10 protein-coding genes are annotated in these 14,760 nt (G+C 60.9%); 7 read left to right on the top strand and 3 right to left on the bottom strand.

Going from position 1 to position 14,760, the window contains the following annotated elements; all coding sequences use genetic code 11:
* Window positions 1-370 precede the first annotated feature (370 nt).
* Both EJA71_RS04230 and EJA71_RS04225 read right to left on the bottom strand, forming a co-directional pair.
* On the bottom strand, window positions 371-1,705 hold the full coding sequence (locus EJA71_RS04230) for a lysine N(6)-hydroxylase/L-ornithine N(5)-oxygenase family protein (RefSeq protein ID WP_158954579.1): 1,335 nt from the start codon (window positions 1,703-1,705) through the stop codon (window positions 371-373).
* Window positions 1,706-1,837: 132 nt separating this feature from the next.
* On the bottom strand, window positions 1,838-2,320 hold the full coding sequence (locus tag EJA71_RS04225; RefSeq protein ID WP_158954577.1) for a sigma-70 family RNA polymerase sigma factor: 483 nt from the start codon (window positions 2,318-2,320) through the stop codon (window positions 1,838-1,840).
* 319 nt (window positions 2,321-2,639) lie between these two features.
* Here EJA71_RS04225 and EJA71_RS04220 point away from each other — a divergent pair, with 319 nt between their 5' ends.
* From EJA71_RS04220 to EJA71_RS04210, 3 genes are read left to right on the top strand one after another with little or no spacing between them, the layout of a single operon-like run.
* Window positions 2,640-3,812: an efflux RND transporter periplasmic adaptor subunit gene (locus tag EJA71_RS04220; RefSeq protein WP_158954575.1), complete on the top strand. Its 1,173-nt coding sequence runs from the start codon at window positions 2,640-2,642 to the stop codon at window positions 3,810-3,812.
* The gene (locus EJA71_RS04215; protein ID WP_158954573.1) at window positions 3,813-5,786 is read left to right on the top strand and encodes a MacB family efflux pump subunit; all 1,974 of its coding nucleotides are present in this window, start codon (window positions 3,813-3,815) and stop codon (window positions 5,784-5,786) included. It begins immediately after the preceding gene.
* 7 nt (window positions 5,787-5,793) lie between these two features.
* Window positions 5,794-7,188, top strand: coding sequence for an efflux transporter outer membrane subunit (locus tag EJA71_RS04210; RefSeq protein WP_158954571.1), 1,395 nt, complete (start codon window positions 5,794-5,796; stop codon window positions 7,186-7,188).
* 349 nt (window positions 7,189-7,537) lie between these two features.
* Here the strand turns inward: EJA71_RS04210 and EJA71_RS04205 are convergent, their stop codons facing one another.
* On the bottom strand, window positions 7,538-9,157 hold the full coding sequence (locus EJA71_RS04205; protein WP_158954569.1) for a PvdJ/PvdD/PvdP-like protein: 1,620 nt from the start codon (window positions 9,155-9,157) through the stop codon (window positions 7,538-7,540).
* A 252-nt stretch (window positions 9,158-9,409) separates the two neighbouring features.
* On the opposite strand from EJA71_RS04205, the gene pvdM reads away from it, so the two are divergent.
* From pvdM to EJA71_RS04185, 4 genes are all read left to right on the top strand, one after another.
* Window positions 9,410-10,780 (top strand): pyoverdine-tailoring dipeptidase-like protein PvdM, encoded by a 1,371-nt coding sequence (gene pvdM / locus EJA71_RS04200; RefSeq protein ID WP_158954567.1) that lies wholly within the window; start codon window positions 9,410-9,412, stop codon window positions 10,778-10,780.
* Complete coding sequence (locus EJA71_RS04195; RefSeq protein ID WP_158954565.1) at window positions 10,777-12,063, top strand: aminotransferase class V-fold PLP-dependent enzyme; 1,287 nt, start codon at window positions 10,777-10,779, stop codon at window positions 12,061-12,063. The genes pvdM and EJA71_RS04195 overlap by 4 nt, the downstream gene beginning before the upstream one ends.
* Before the next feature lie 39 nt (window positions 12,064-12,102).
* Window positions 12,103-13,011 (top strand): formylglycine-generating enzyme family protein, encoded by a 909-nt coding sequence (locus tag EJA71_RS04190; protein WP_158954563.1) that lies wholly within the window; start codon window positions 12,103-12,105, stop codon window positions 13,009-13,011.
* Window positions 13,012-13,095: 84 nt separating this feature from the next.
* Window positions 13,096-14,754, top strand: a complete 1,659-nt coding sequence (locus EJA71_RS04185) for a cyclic peptide export ABC transporter (RefSeq protein ID WP_158954561.1) — start codon at window positions 13,096-13,098, stop codon at window positions 14,752-14,754.
* Window positions 14,755-14,760 lie beyond the last annotated feature (6 nt).

Below are 14,760 nucleotides of genomic sequence, written 5' to 3'. Positions count from 1 at the left end.
TGCACGGGATGCCGCTGCTCGCTTTTACGGCGAGACAACGACAGAGAAAGTCTGCGCGTTATCTTGCCGAGAATCTGCCGGTTACCGAGACCGGCCGACAACTGTCACTCGAACAAGTACCCACTGTGGGTCTCCGCTATTGATGAAAACGCGCGAAGCTTACGCCCCGATGTCTGGAGAGTAAACCCGCAAAAGGAGGTGTGTCGGGGAATGTGGCGGGTGTTCAGGAAGGGTTCAGGATGATCGTTCCCACGCTCTGCGTGGGAATGCCTCAACGGACGCTCCGCGTTCGGCCTTCGATAGGGACGCGGAGCGTCCCGGGCTGCATTCCCACGCAGAGCGTGGGAACGATCTGGCCTGGAAATCGGCGTTAGCTGGCAGTCGCTAACAACAGATCCGCCATCGAACGATGTCCGCGATGCTTGCCATGCTCATACAGCGAACCCGCAATCTCGTCCGCGCGAATCGGCAGCACCGACAACAACGTGTCGCTCAGACCATGGCTGGCTTGGCAGAAGCCCTGCATGTAGATGCCGGCTTTGCAGCGCTCGTCGGTGATCAGTTTGTAGTTGCGATCAACCTCGAAGTCACCCAGGTATTCTTCCAGGGGTGCCAGCAGTTTGCGGTGCATCTGGCGCTCGTAACCGGTGGCCAGAACCACGGCGTCATAGTTGCGCACGGTGACTTCGCCAGTGGCGTTGTTGCGCACCGCCAGTTCGATACCGTTTTCGGTCGCGGTAGCGCTCTCGATAGTGGTCAGGGTGCGGAACGCATGACGGGCAATCCCGGAGACCTTCTGGCGATAGAAGATGCCGTAGATGCGCTCGATCAGGTCAATGTCGACCACCGAGTAGTTGGTGTTGTGGTACTCGTTGACCAGCCGCTCACGCTCGGCGCTGTTTTGCTGGAACACCAGGTCGGTGAACTCCGGCGAGAACACTTCGTTGACGAACGGGCTGTCATCCGCCGGCTTCAACGCCGAGCCGCGCAGGATCATGTCGACCTGCACCGACGGGAACGAATCGTTCAAGTCGATAAAGGCTTCCGCCGCGCTCTGCCCGCCACCGATGATTGCAATGCTCATCGGCTGGTTGTTAACGCACGGTTGCTTGGCCATCTGCGACAGGTATTGCGAGTGGTGGAACACGCGGGTGTCGCCCTTCAGCGCTTTGAACGCCTCCGGAATACGCGGCGTACCGCCGGCGCTGACCACCACCGAACGGGTGGTGCGCACATGTTGCAGGCCATCGCTGCCACGGGAAATCACGCGCAATGCTTCAACCTGATGGTTGTGCAGCACCGGCTCGATGGTCAGCACTTCTTCGCCGTAACGGCTCTGTTCGCTGAACTGCCCGGCGACCCAGCGCAGGTAGTCGTTGTACTCCATGCGGCATGGATAAAAAGTGCCGAGGTTGATGAAGTCGACCAGACGACCGTGGTATTTCAGGTAATTGACGAACGAATACGGGCTGGTCGGATTGCGCAGGGTCACCAGATCCTTGAGGAAGGAAATCTGCAACTCGCTTTGCGTCGACAGGGTGTTGCCGTGCCAGCTGTAGTTGGCCTGCTTGTCGAGGAACAGCACATCCAGTTCGCCCTGGGTCGGGCCGCGCTCTTGCAGAGCGATGGCCAGCGCCAGGTTCGAAGGGCCGAAACCGACGCCGATCAGGTCGTGAACGATGGGCGATGCAATTGCCTGTGTCATTTCCAGTGTCCTCTGGATGAACCCCTCAACCGTGGGGATAAAGCCTGGGTGACCTGACCGGCCCGAAGCAGGACAGCAGATCGTCTGTTGAGTAGGAACGAGGACGGTGAAAAAAAATTTACTGAGGAGGGATCAATGGGCGTCCCATTGTTTGATGCGCACCCGGCAATGTTTCATGGCATTGACGATGTGCTTTTCCACCAGCGCTTTGGAAATGCCCAGGCTTGCGGCGATTTCGTTGTGGGACAGGCCTTCGATCTTGCGCAGCAGAAAGCTTTCGCGGCACAGCGGCGGTAGTTCGGCCAGCGCGCGCTGGAGCATTTCCAGGCGTTGACCGTGATCGAGGGTGCCATGGGGCGACGGGGTGAAATAGCGCTCTTCGTTGTCGAGCACTTCCAGCGATTCGACCTGGCGCGACGCATTGCGACGATGGTCGTCGATGACCAGATTCAACGCCGTTCGATAAAGAAACGCCCGGGGCTGCTCGATCGGCGTGTCGCTGGAGCGCTCGAGTACGCGCAAATAGGCGTCATGCACCACATCCTCGGCAACCTGGCGGTTGCCCAGCTTGGCGTTCAGGAAACACACCAGCTCTCGATAGTAGTTTTCCAACATGACTCCCGGCCGCAGCAGTGCGGTTTCGATCCTTGAGCCACACCCGCCACCGTCAAAACGACAGTGGCACGATGCTGGCAATTTCAGATGCGTAATTTATAGTAATTCTCATATAGATTTAAAGTGCTGTTTCGATTTGCCCGACAAATTGTTAGCTTCTATACCTGTTACCGCGTTTTTCAGCGCTTAAATTACCCAACGCGTCCCTCGTTTAAAAAACAGTTCCCCGTATCTGTCGCCTCCTGCGCCAGCGTTCGGTCCTGGCCCGTGTGCGGTGCCGGCTGGATGACGGGTCGATTTCCACTGGCCGGAACCCTGCATGAAACGTCCCCGCCCCGCCCGACGCGCCCTGCTCGTAGCCCTTTGTCTGATTCCCGTTGTCGCCGTAGCCGCCTGGCAGATATTGCCGCCCGGCCGGGACAAGTTCGCCACCGTGCAAGTCAGTCGCGGCGACATCGAAAGCAGCGTCACCGCGCTGGGCACGTTGCAGCCACGGCGCTACGTGGATGTCGGTGCTCAGGCCTCCGGGCAGATCCGCAAAATCCATGTAGAAGTCGGCGACGTGGTCAAGCAGGGTCAATTGCTGGTCGAAATCGATCCATCAACGCAAAAGGCCAAACTCGACGCCAGTCAGTTCTCGATCGAGAACCTCAAGGCGCAGCTGCAAGAACAACAGGCGCAGCACGAACTGGCGCGGCAGAAGTACCAGCGCCAGCAGAACCTCGCGGCCGGCGGCGCCACTCGAGAGGAGGACGTGCAGACCGCCCGCGCCGAGCTCAAGGCCACCCAGGCACGCATCGACATGTTCCGCGCGCAGATCCGTCAGGCCGAGGCCAGTCTGCGCAGTGACCAGGCCGAACTCGGTTACACGCGCATCTATGCGCCGATGGAAGGCACCGTGGTCGCGCTCGATGCTCGCGAAGGCCAGACACTCAATGCCCAGCAACAGACGCCGCTGATTCTGCGCATTGCCAAACTGTCACCAATGACGGTCTGGGCCGAAGTCTCCGAGGCTGATATCGGCCACGTCAAACCCGGCATGACCGCCTACTTCACCACCCTCAGCGGCGGCCAGCGCCGCTGGAGCAGCAGCGTGCGGCAGATTCTGCCCGTGCCGCCCAAGCCGCTGGACCAGACCAGTCAAGGTGGCGGCAGCCCCACCAGCAGCACTAAAAGCGGCGCCGGCCGGGTCGTGCTCTATACCGTGCTGCTGGACGTCGACAACGCCGACAACGCACTGATGGCGGAAATGACCACCCAGGTATTTTTCGTCGCCAACCAGGCCAAAGACGTCCTCACCGCACCGATTGCCGCTTTGCAGGGCAACACCCAGCCAGGCCACCACATCGCCCGGGTCGTGGCGCAGAACGGTGATATTCAGCAGCGCGATGTGCGCACCGGCATCAGCGACCGTATGAAAGTCCAGATTCTCGACGGCCTCAGCGAAGGCGATCATCTGTTGATCGGCCCGGCCGACGGTAGCGGAGGCTAAATGCAAACGCCCCTGATCGACCTGCAGGACATCCGCAAATCCTACGGCGGCGGTGACGCTCCCCAAGTTCATGTCTTGCGCGGCATTGACCTGTCGATCCACGCCGGCGAGTTCGTAGCGATTGTCGGCGCTTCGGGCTCCGGTAAATCGACGCTGATGAATATCCTCGGTTGTCTCGACCGCCCGACATCCGGCGAATACCGCTTCGCCGGAGAAAACGTCGCCGGCCTCGACAGCGATGAACTGGCCTGGTTACGCCGCGAAGCCTTTGGTTTTGTGTTCCAGGGCTATCACCTGATCCCTTCCGGCTCCGCCCAGGAAAACGTCGAAATGCCGGCGATCTATGCAGGCACTCCAGCCGCCGAGCGTCATGCCCGCGCCGCCGCCCTGCTCGACCGTCTAGGCCTCGCCGAACGCACCGGCAACCGTCCGCATCAACTGTCCGGCGGCCAGCAACAGCGGGTGTCGATTGCCCGTGCCTTGATGAATGGCGGCCATATCATTCTCGCCGATGAACCGACCGGCGCCCTCGACAGCCACAGCGGCAAGGAAGTCATGGCGCTGCTCGATGAGCTGGCAAGCCAGGGCCACGTGGTCATTCTCATCACCCACGACCGCGAAGTGGCCGCACGCGCCAAGCGCATCATCGAAATCAGCGACGGCCTGATCATCAGCGACAGTGCCCACGACAACCCGAGCGCACAAAACAGCGCCACTGCCGGCGCCCTGCAAGCGGTTGATCTGCGCAAACGTCTAAGTGAAGGCGCCGAGGCCACCGGCGCCTGGAAAGGTGAGCTGGTCGATGCCGTGCACGCCGCCTGGCGCGTCATGTGGATCAACCGTTTCCGCACCGCGCTGACGCTGCTGGGCATCATCATCGGCGTGGCGTCGGTGGTGGTCATGCTGGCGGTTGGCGAAGGCAGCAAGCGTCAGGTCATGGCACAAATGGGCGCCTTCGGCTCGAACATCATTTACCTCAGCGGCGCTGCGCCCAACCCGCGAACGCCACCGGGCATTGTCACTCTGGACGAAGTCGCGGCGCTCGCGAGCCTGCCACAGATCAACCGCATCATGCCGGTCAATGGTGCCGAAGCCGGAGTACGCTTCGGCAATCTCGACCACATGAGCTACATCGGTGGCAATGACACCAACTTCCCGGCCATTTTCAACTGGCCGGTGGTCGAAGGCAGCTATTTCACCCAGACCGACGAAGCCAACGGCGCAGCGGTAGCCGTGATCGGCAAGAAGGTTCGTGACAAGTTGCTCAAGGACGTCGCCAACCCCATCGGCCAGTACATCCTGATCGAGAACGTGCCGTTTCAAGTGGTTGGCGTTCTGGAAGGCAAAGGCGCGAGCTCCGGCGACCAGGACAGCGACAATCGCATCGCCATCCCCTACTCCGCCGCCAGCGTTCGCCTGTTCGGAACGCACAACCCCGAATACGTGGTGATCGCGGCCGCCGATGCGCGCAAGGTGCACGAAACCGAAAAAGCCATCGAACAGTTGATGCTGCAACTGCACAACGGCAAGCGTGATTTCGAGCTGACCAACAACGCCGCCATGATCCAGGCCGAGGCACGCACACAGAACACCCTGTCGCTGATGCTCGGTTCGATTGCCGCCATCTCGCTGCTGGTCGGCGGTATCGGAGTGATGAACATCATGCTCATGACAGTGCGCGAACGCACCCGTGAAATCGGCATCCGCATGGCTACCGGCGCCCGTCAACGTGACATCCTGCGGCAGTTTCTCACCGAAGCAGTGATGCTCTCGGTGGTCGGCGGGATCGCCGGGATTGCCCTCGCATTGCTCGTCGGCGGCGTGCTGATACTCAGCGAAGTCGCGGTGGCGTTCTCACTCATGGCTGTCGTTGGCGCCTTCGCCTGCGCCCTCGTCACCGGGGTGGTTTTCGGCTTCATGCCGGCCCGTAAAGCTGCCCGGCTCGACCCGGTCACGGCCCTTACCAGTGAATGATCGATCTATGAAACCGCAACTGAGCCTGTTGACCCTTTGCCTGCTGTTGAGCGCCTGTGGCACCCCCGCCCCGCGCCCGGACAGCGCCATTGTCGCCCCGCCGAGCTGGCAGTCGCCGAGTGTGCAAAACGCGACGCGGGACAATCAGCAATGGTGGACCCACTTCGCCAGCCCCCAACTGGCCGGGCTGATTGAACAGGCGCAAGTCGGCAGCCATGACCTCGCCGCCGCCATCGCCCGTGTACGTCAGGCCAGAGCCGCGACGGTGGTTGCCGGCGGTTCACAATTGCCGGAGATCACGGCCGGCCTCAATGCCAATCGCCAGAAACTGCTGCGGGGCAGCGGCTATAGCCAATTGGATGCCGACAGCAGCAACAAGGCTGTGGATTACTTTGATGCCAACCTTAGCGCCAGTTACGAAATCGACTTTTGGGGCGGCCAGTCGGCAACCCGCGAAAGCGCCCGGCAAAGCCTGCGCGCCAGTCAATTCGATCAGGCCACCGTTGAGCTGACCTTGCTCAGCGATGTTGCCAATCGCTACACACAGGCGCTTTCCCTGCAGGAGCAAAATCGTATTGCCGGGCTCAATCTGGCCAATGCCGAGAATGTCCTGCAACTGGTGCAGACGCGCTTCAATGCCGGGTCCGCCACAGCACTGGAACTGGCCCAGCAGAAAAGCCTGGTGGCCGCACAACAGCGCCAACTGCCAACCGTGCAGCAACAGGCGCAGGACGCACGTATCGCTTTGGCCGCGTTACTTGGCCGGTCGATTCAGGATCTGCCTGCCAGCCTGGAAACCTTCGATCAGTTGCAGTGGCCGCAAATCGCTGCCGGCGTACCCAGCGACCTGCTGACCCGCCGCCCGGACATCGCCCGCGCCGAAGCGCAACTGGCTGCTGCTAAGGCCGATGTGGCCGTGGCGCGTGCTGCGATGCTGCCCAAGGTCACCCTGAGCGCCCAACTCGGCTCAGGCTCTAATCAGTTCGATGATTTGCTGCGCAGTCCGTTCTACAACCTGACTGCCGGGCTACTGGCGCCAGTCTTCAACAACGGCCGCCTGGCTGCCGAACGCGACAAGGCCACGGCGCGCCAGGAAGAACTGCTGGAAACCTATCGCGGGGCGATCATCAACGGCTTCGCCGATGTCGAGAAAGCCCTGAACAGCATTCGCGGCCTCGACGAACAGCGCCAGTGGCAAAGCGAAGAACTGAACCAGGCACAAACCGCTTTCAACATTTCCCAGAGCCGCTACCAGGCCGGCGCCGAAGACCTGCTGACCGTCCTGGAAACACAGCGCACCCTGTATGCCGCACAGGACCTGAATGTTCAACTGCGGCTGGCGCGGATGCAGGCAAGCATTGCCCTGTACAAAGCCTTGGGTGGCGGGTGGCAGACCCTGTAAACAACCGCCCCGCCAACCGCCATCGCGAGCAGGCTCGCTCCTGCAGGGACGCACATTTCAACTGCAGGAACGCGGTCAATCTGTGGGAGCTGGCTTGCCAGCGATAGCCGAATGTCAGGCGACATCAATGCGGAATGTGTCGACACCATCGCTGGCAAGCCAGCTCCCACAGGGCATCGCATTCCACGGTCACATTGTAGGAGTGAGCCTGCTCGCGATGAGGCCGGCACATGCAAAATCTCAGCGTCTGACCCACCGCCATCGCGAGCAGGCTCGCTCCTGCAGGGACGCGCATTTCAACAGCAGGAACGCGGTCAAACTGTGCTCGCGAAGGACGCTGATGCGCCACTCAGGCCTGGGTCTTTTTGGCTTTCAAATGGCGCGCATACCATGGCCGTTGCGGCACGCGGCGAAACAGCCCGGCGAGTTTCTTCTCGTCGTTGATGAAAGTGATGCGCAGCGCCAGCTTCATGGTTTCCGGGTCCATTTCCACCGACTTTCCCACCTGCAACCCCGGCGTGGTGCTGCAGCCATGAGTGGTCGGCCCCAGCCAGGGGTCATCGACCTCGTTCCAGCGCCCTGGTGCAAACCATTGCACGCCATTGACCATCTGGCGGGTGACTTCGCCCGGATGGAAACGCTCGTGCGCGCGAAACCAGTCTTCGATGCGGTCATCGATCCAGCCGTGAAAATGCCAGAACACCGGATTGACGTGGGATGAAAACGGATCACCGAGAAAGTCGTTTTCCGCCGCGTACCAACGCGCAGCGAAATCCGCCGGGTCGCGGGCAAACGGCACTGGCTGGCCGTTGGACGGATCACGCGGCACCGAGGCCCAGCGCATGTGCAACCAGTCGTGCAGGCCCAGTTCCACTTCAGAACCGAACTGGCCCAGGGTCAGTTTGGCCAGATAGGCCGGATCGCGGTACTGCGACTCCCACACCTGGAAGTTGCTTTCGTAGGTTTCTGCGGTCTTGATGTCGCTGACCCACTGGCTGTACTCGCCATCACCATCGGCCAGCCAGGTTGGCGGCAGCGCCGTTCCGTCGTGGTTGTCGAAGTAATTGGCGAAACCGACCCGATCGCGGATCAATTCCGGCTGCGGCAGCGGAAAGTATTGCCACGACGGCAGGTCCTGCATCGAGCGCGCCGTACCGAGCATGTGGCGGTGCATGAAGAAGAAGTCGACGCCGGAACCGTTGCGGTCCTTGCGGTCACCACGGGCATCACGCTCCTTGTCGCGTGGGCCGGGTTGCCAGCCGATGCCGCGCAAGGCATTGCGTTTGTCTTCATCAAGGGTGTGCCACTTGTCACGGGTAGCATGCCAGACCTGGTGAAACAGCCGATGCTCGGGCGCAATCAGCCAGGCCAGCAACGTCGGGTGCAGTGGCGTGGTCTGTCGCGCTTCCGGAAACATCCGTTTGACCGCGATAAACCGGTTGTCCTGAGCCAACAGCGCCAAGGGCCGGTCGAGACGCAAAGCGCGTCCGCTCAGCGTGCCGCTGCCGGCATTGCCAAAATCGGCCCAGACCTCATCGAGGGCCATTTCCAGCTCGTAGTCGATTTGCCCCTTGGAACCGATCAGGCGCCAGCTCAGTTTCGCCGCATTGGCTGCGGCGAGGTCGCCGACAATTCGGTAACGCGGTGTTTCACCGGAGCGCAATCGTTGCGGCGTATCGAGAAAACCACAGACCCCACGGCCCTTCTGGCCGATGTCGAGAAACACCTGCAGACCGCTCGCCGGCAGTCCATCCAGACCGGCGTCACGACCTTCAAAACGGATATCCCAGACACCGCGCAATTTGTTTGCCAGACGTTGTCCGGCGACGTCGGCGACGTCAAACGACGCTTCGCCGGGGGTGATCGTCGGGTCCGGCTTCGTCCATTCACGATGCCCAAAATAAGCCGCAGGCACAGCAGCGCCAGTCAGCGCCAGGCCTGCCATGAACCATCGTCGAGAAATCTTCATTGCCCTACCTGTGTCAGCCATGAAGCAGGCTTTATCCAAGCTAGAACGTTTGCTGGGTGGGTAAATTTATGTGGCTTTGCAAAGATCGCCGCCTTCGCCGACTCCTGCATGCAATAGATGCCCCGGCATGTGCCGTCGAAGGCGGCGATCTTTTAGCCCGGCAACCTAAATTCCACGGCCAATCACTCGTTCTTTCCAGATAGCAATGGCCTCTGCGCCAGCACCTCGACGGCGAACCTGACTGAGATGGCAATGACAAAACCACGTTCGAAAAAGGCTCTTTTGATTGGCCTGCCGCTGGCCTTGGCGATCAGCGCCGGCGCAGGCTTCGCAGCCTGGGATTACTGGTTCAGGGACAACCCCGGTTATCCGGTCAAAGTCATGGAACAGGCGCGCGAGCTGCATGAGCGGATGCTCTCTTTCGACAGCCACATCACCGTGCTGCAGGATTTCGGTACCCAGGGCAATGAAGCCGACAAGGACGGTGCCGGGCAATTCGACCTGATCAAGGCCAATCGCGGCCAACTGTCCGGCGCTGCACTGACGATTTTCGGCTGGCCAGAACTGTGGAACGGCGCCAACGCGCCGCACAAGCCCACCGCCGGTTTCGTTGACGAGGCGCGTAATCAGCAGGAAATCCGCTACAAAATCATCTCCGGCGTGGTCCGCGACTTCCCCAATCAAGTGGGCATCGCCTACACCCCGGATGACTTCCGCCGTCTGCACGGTGAAGGCAAGTTCGCCATTTTCATCAGCATGCTCAACGCCTATCCACTGGGCCATGACCTGAACCTGCTGGACCTGTGGACCGCGCGCGGCATGCGCATGTTTGGCTTCAGCTACATCGGCAACAACGACTGGGCCGATTCGTCGCGCCCATTGCCGTTCTTCAATGATTCGCCGGACGCGCTCGACGGTCTTTCAGATCTCGGCAAACAAGCGGTAAAGCGCCTCAATGATCTGGGGGTGATCATCGACGTTTCGCAAATGTCGACCAAGGCTCTGGAGCAAGTCGCGCAATTGAGCCGCACGCCGATGGTCGCGTCCCATTCCGCCCCCCGTGCGATGGTCGATATCCCGCGCAACCTCAGTGACAAAGAGCTGCAACTGATCAAGAACAGTGGTGGTGTGGTTCAGGTCGTCGGCTTCTCGCAATACCTGCGACCGCTGACCCAGACCACCCAGGACAAGCTCAATGAGTTGCGCAAGGGCTTCGACCTGCCTCCACTGCCCAATCTTGCCGTGGCGTTGATGCCAGGCGACCCGATCATCGCCGCCTGGCCCGAGGCCAAGTTCGGCCAGTACGCCAGCCGCCTCTACGCGATCCTCGACGAAGAGCCCAAGGCCACGCTCAAGGATTACGGCGACGCCATCGACTACACCGTGCGCAAGATCGGCATCGACCATGTCGGTATCAGCTCCGACTTCAACGAAGGCGGCGGCGTCAAAGGCTGGGAAAACGTCGGCGACATTCGCAACGTCACCGCCGAACTGATCTCGCGCGGCTACTCCGAAGCCGACATCGCCAAACTCTGGGGCGGCAACTTCCTGCGCGTCTGGGATCAGGTGCAGAAAGCCGCCCGCCCCGCACTGATTTCACAGCAGGACAAGAGCAAGCCATGAGTGATCGTCGTACGTTTCTCAAACAGGCCGGAATTCTCGCCGCCGGCCTGCCGCTGACCTCCGGGCTGACCTACGCCGCCACCCCAGCCAGCGCGGCAGCGCCAACGGCCTCTGGCGACAAATGGACGCAACTGCGCCAACTGTTCGATCAGGATCCGGACTGCCTGCACTTCTCCAACTTCCTGATCACTTCGCACCCGAAGCCGGTGCGCGAGGCCATCGAGAGGCACCGCGCGGCCCTCGACAAGAATCCGGGGCTGGCGATGGATTGGGACTTGGGCGTCATTGAACAACGTGAGGAAGAAGTGCGCGTCTGGGCCGGTCGCTATCTGCAGGCCGATGCCAAACAGATCGCCCTTACCGGCAGCACCACCGAAGGCCTGACGATGATTTACGGCGGCGCCCATGTGCGCGCGGATCAGGAAGTCCTCACCACGTATCACGAGCATTACGCGACCCACAACATTCTTGCCCTGCGCACCCAGCGCGAGGGGACCAAGGTGCGCAAAATTCGCTTGTTCAAGGACCCGCAGACCGCGACCAAAGCTGAAATCCTCGCCGCCATCGACAGCAACATCCGCCCTGAAACCCGCGTACTGGGCATGTGCTGGGTGCATTCGGGCAGCGGCATGAAACTGCCGATTGCCGACATCGGCGCGCTGGTCGACAAGCACAACCGCGGCCGCAGCGACGACAACCGCATCATTTATGTGGTCGATGGCGTGCATGGGTTTGGTGTCGACGACCTGAGCTTCCCGGCGATGAACTGCGACTTCTTTATTGCCGGCACACACAAATGGATGTTCGGCCCACGTGGCACCGGCATCGTTTGCAGCCGTAGCAGCGAGGTCAAATACGTCACGCCGATCACGCCGACCTTCTCTGAAGCAACGGCGTTTTCCACCACCATGACGCCCGGCGGCTACCACTCTTTCGAGTACCGCTGGGCCCTGACTGAAGCGTTCAAATTGCACCTGCAACTGGGCAAGGCCGACGTTCAGGCGCGCATCCACGGCTTGAACAGCTACCTGAAAAAACGCCTTCAGGAACACCCGCAGATCGAACTGGTCACGCCACTGAGCCCGGAACTGTCCGCCGGTTTTACCTTCTTCCGGGTCAAGGGCAGGGACTGCGACAAGATCGCCGCCTACCTCATGCAAAACCGGGTGATCGCCGATGCCGTCGAACGCGACGTCGGGCCGGTGATCCGAAGCGCCCCGGGCCTGCTCAACAACGAACAGGAAATCGACCGTTTCATGGCCGTGCTCGTTACCCAGTTGTAAGCACCGCGAACCTCTTTCCACCTGTTATCGAGAGAAATGATGAACAGTGAGCTGCGTAATTTTTCCCTGAAATCACTCCCTGCGCTGGGCCTGGCGGCCTTGCTCGCCAGCGTGTTACCGGGCACTGCGCAAGCGGTTGAGCCGCTCAAGCCGGGCAAAGTATTCAAGGATTGCAAGGACTGCCCGGAAATGGTCGTGCTGCCCACTGGTAACTTCACCATGGGCACCCCGGATGACGAAGTTGGCCGCGAGCCGGATGAAGGTCCGATGCACCCGGTGACCTTTGCCGAACCGCTGGCAATCAGCCGCTTCCAGGTGTTGAGGGGCCAATGGGACGCCTACCTGAAGGACACCGGCTATCAAATGCCCGATGGCGACGATCGCCCGGGCCGCGCGTGCAAGGCCGGCATTCCCGATTACCAGGGCAGCGATCCACGCAAGCAGTACACCGATAAACATCCAGCCGTGTGCATGGACTTCGCCGAGGTCAATGCGTATGTCGCCTGGCTGTCGAAGAAGACCGGCAAACAATACCGCCTGGTCAGTGAGTCGCTGCGCGAATACGCCGCGCGCGCCGGCAGCAGCGGGCCCTTCCCTTTCCCGTTCGATGAGGGCAAGGAATACAGCATCGCCAAACACGCCAACACCTATGGTGCCGCTGACGGCTACAACTTTACCGCGCCGGCCGGCAGCTTTCCGGCCAACGCCTTTGGCGTCTACGACATGCACGGCAACGTGTATGAGTGGACGGCCGATTGCTACAACGAAAACTACGTCGGCGCACCCGGCGATGGCAGCGCCTGGCAAGCCGGCGACTGCAAGATCCAGCGCATTCGCGGCAACGACTGGGGCGAAGCGCCGGTGTTCTCACGTTCCGGCAATCGCAACGCGGTGTATCCCAAGGTGCGCGGCGACTGGCTGGGCTTTCGCGTAGCCCGCGACCTCTGATCCACCTGGCGCCGGCCTGCCCGCCGGCGCCTTGCGTCTCTTTCGAATCATCGCCGCAAGCGGCCTCCAACAGCGGAATACCCCATGACCACTAAATCCCGTGGCGCCATCAGCGAAGTTCTCAGTCTGCTCAAGCCCTATCGGCTGGTGGTGATGTTGTCGATCATGCTCGGCATGGTCGGCGGCCTCAGCGTCACGGCGTTGCTGGCCACGATCAACGATGCCCTGAATGCCAATGGCAGCCCTTCGCTCAGTGTGCTCGCCAGTTTTGCCGGCCTCTGCGCGCTGGCGTTGCTGAGCTCGATTCTGTCCGACATCGGCACTAACCATGTCGGGCAACACATCATCGCCGGCCTGCGCAAATCCCTCGGCGAAAAAGTCCTGCTGGCGCCCATTGAACAGATCGAACGCTTCCGTAGCCATCGCTTGATTCCGGTGTTGACCCACGACGTCGACACCGTCAGCGATTTTGCGTTTTCTTTCGCGCCACTGGCGATTGCCTTCACCGTGACCCTCGGCTGCCTGGGCTATCTGGCTTATCTGTCGGTGCCGATGTTCGCCCTGTTGCTGGTCGCGATCATTATCGGCACCGTCGTGCAGTATGTCGCCAGGGCCAAGGGCATCAAGGGCTTTGAAGCCGCTCGTGAAGCCGAAGACGAATTGCAAAAGCACTACAGCGCCATCGCGGCCGGCGCCAAGGAACTGCGCATCCATCGCCCGCGTCGCCAGCGTATGTTCAGCCAGCGCATCGAAGGCACGGCGGATTACATCTGCAACACGCACATCCGTTCGATCAACACGTTCGTGGTGGCCAAGACCTTCGGTTCGATGCTGTTCTTTGTGGTAATCGGCCTGGCCCTCGCCCTGCAATCTTTCTGGCTGGGCACCGATAAAGCCGTGCTCAGTGGTTTCGTCCTGGTGCTGCTGTACATGAAGGGTCCGCTGGAATATCTGGTCACCACCCTGCCGGTGGTCAGCCGCGCCAATATCGCCTTCAAGCGTATCGCTGACCTGGCTGAACAATTTTCTTCGCCCGAGCCGCATCTGCTGCTCAGCGACACCGCGATGGCCAAGCCTGTGGTCGAGCACCTGGAATTGCGCGACGTGCATTACGCGTTCCCGGCAGTCGACAACAACAAACCGTTCACGCTGGGCCCGGTCAACCTGTCGATCAGCCAGGGCGAAATCGTTTTCATCGTTGGCGAAAACGGCGGCGGCAAGACCACGCTGATCAAATTGCTGCTGGGGTTGTATGCGCCCAAGGGCGGGGAAATCATCCTCAACGGTGCTCCGGTCGTCGCCGAAAATCGTGACGACTATCGTCAGTTGTTCACGACGATTTTTGCCGACTACTATCTGTTCGACGAGCTGGTGCAGGGCGACCAACAAGTGCCTGAAGACGCCAACCGTTACCTCGAGCGTCTGGAAATCTCGCACAAGGTCAGCATCCGTGACGGCGCGTTCAGCACCACTGACTTGTCCACCGGTCAACGCAAGCGTTTGGCGCTGCTGAACGCTTGGCTGGAAGAGCGTCCGGTGCTGGTGTTCGACGAATGGGCGGCGGACCAGGACCCGGTGTTCCGGCGAATTTTCTACACCGAGCTGTTACCGGAACTCAAATACCTGGGCAAGACCATCATCGTGATTTCCCACGACGACCGTTATTTCGACGTCGCCGACCAACTGGTGCGCATGCAAGGCGGCCAGGTCATCAGCGAAAAAGTCCCGGCAGCGACTTGCTGAGCCGCA

Source organism: Pseudomonas sp. PB106, assembly GCF_009764645.1.
GTDB lineage: Bacteria > Pseudomonadota > Gammaproteobacteria > Pseudomonadales > Pseudomonadaceae > Aquipseudomonas.
This window is presented reverse-complemented; position numbering and strand designations above follow the sequence as displayed.

Excerpts from the sequence above, each read along its gene's own strand:
- EJA71_RS04215 (WP_158954573.1), top strand. The coding sequence starts at position 3,813 with ATGCAAACGCCCCTGATCGACCTGCAGGACATCCGCAAATCCTACGGC.
- EJA71_RS04185 (WP_158954561.1), top strand. The coding sequence starts at position 13,096 with ATGACCACTAAATCCCGTGGCGCCATCAGCGAAGTTCTCAGTCTGCTC.
- EJA71_RS04190 (WP_158954563.1), top strand. The coding sequence starts at position 12,103 with ATGAACAGTGAGCTGCGTAATTTTTCCCTGAAATCACTCCCTGCGCTG.
- EJA71_RS04210 (WP_158954571.1), top strand. The coding sequence starts at position 5,794 with ATGAAACCGCAACTGAGCCTGTTGACCCTTTGCCTGCTGTTGAGCGCC.
- EJA71_RS04220 (WP_158954575.1), top strand. The coding sequence starts at position 2,640 with ATGAAACGTCCCCGCCCCGCCCGACGCGCCCTGCTCGTAGCCCTTTGT.
- EJA71_RS04230 (WP_158954579.1), bottom strand. The coding sequence starts at position 1,705 with ATGACACAGGCAATTGCATCGCCCATCGTTCACGACCTGATCGGCGTC.
- EJA71_RS04205 (WP_158954569.1), bottom strand. The coding sequence starts at position 9,157 with ATGAAGATTTCTCGACGATGGTTCATGGCAGGCCTGGCGCTGACTGGC.
- EJA71_RS04225 (WP_158954577.1), bottom strand. The coding sequence starts at position 2,320 with ATGTTGGAAAACTACTATCGAGAGCTGGTGTGTTTCCTGAACGCCAAG.
- pvdM (WP_158954567.1), top strand. The coding sequence starts at position 9,410 with ATGACAAAACCACGTTCGAAAAAGGCTCTTTTGATTGGCCTGCCGCTG.
- EJA71_RS04195 (WP_158954565.1), top strand. The coding sequence starts at position 10,777 with ATGAGTGATCGTCGTACGTTTCTCAAACAGGCCGGAATTCTCGCCGCC.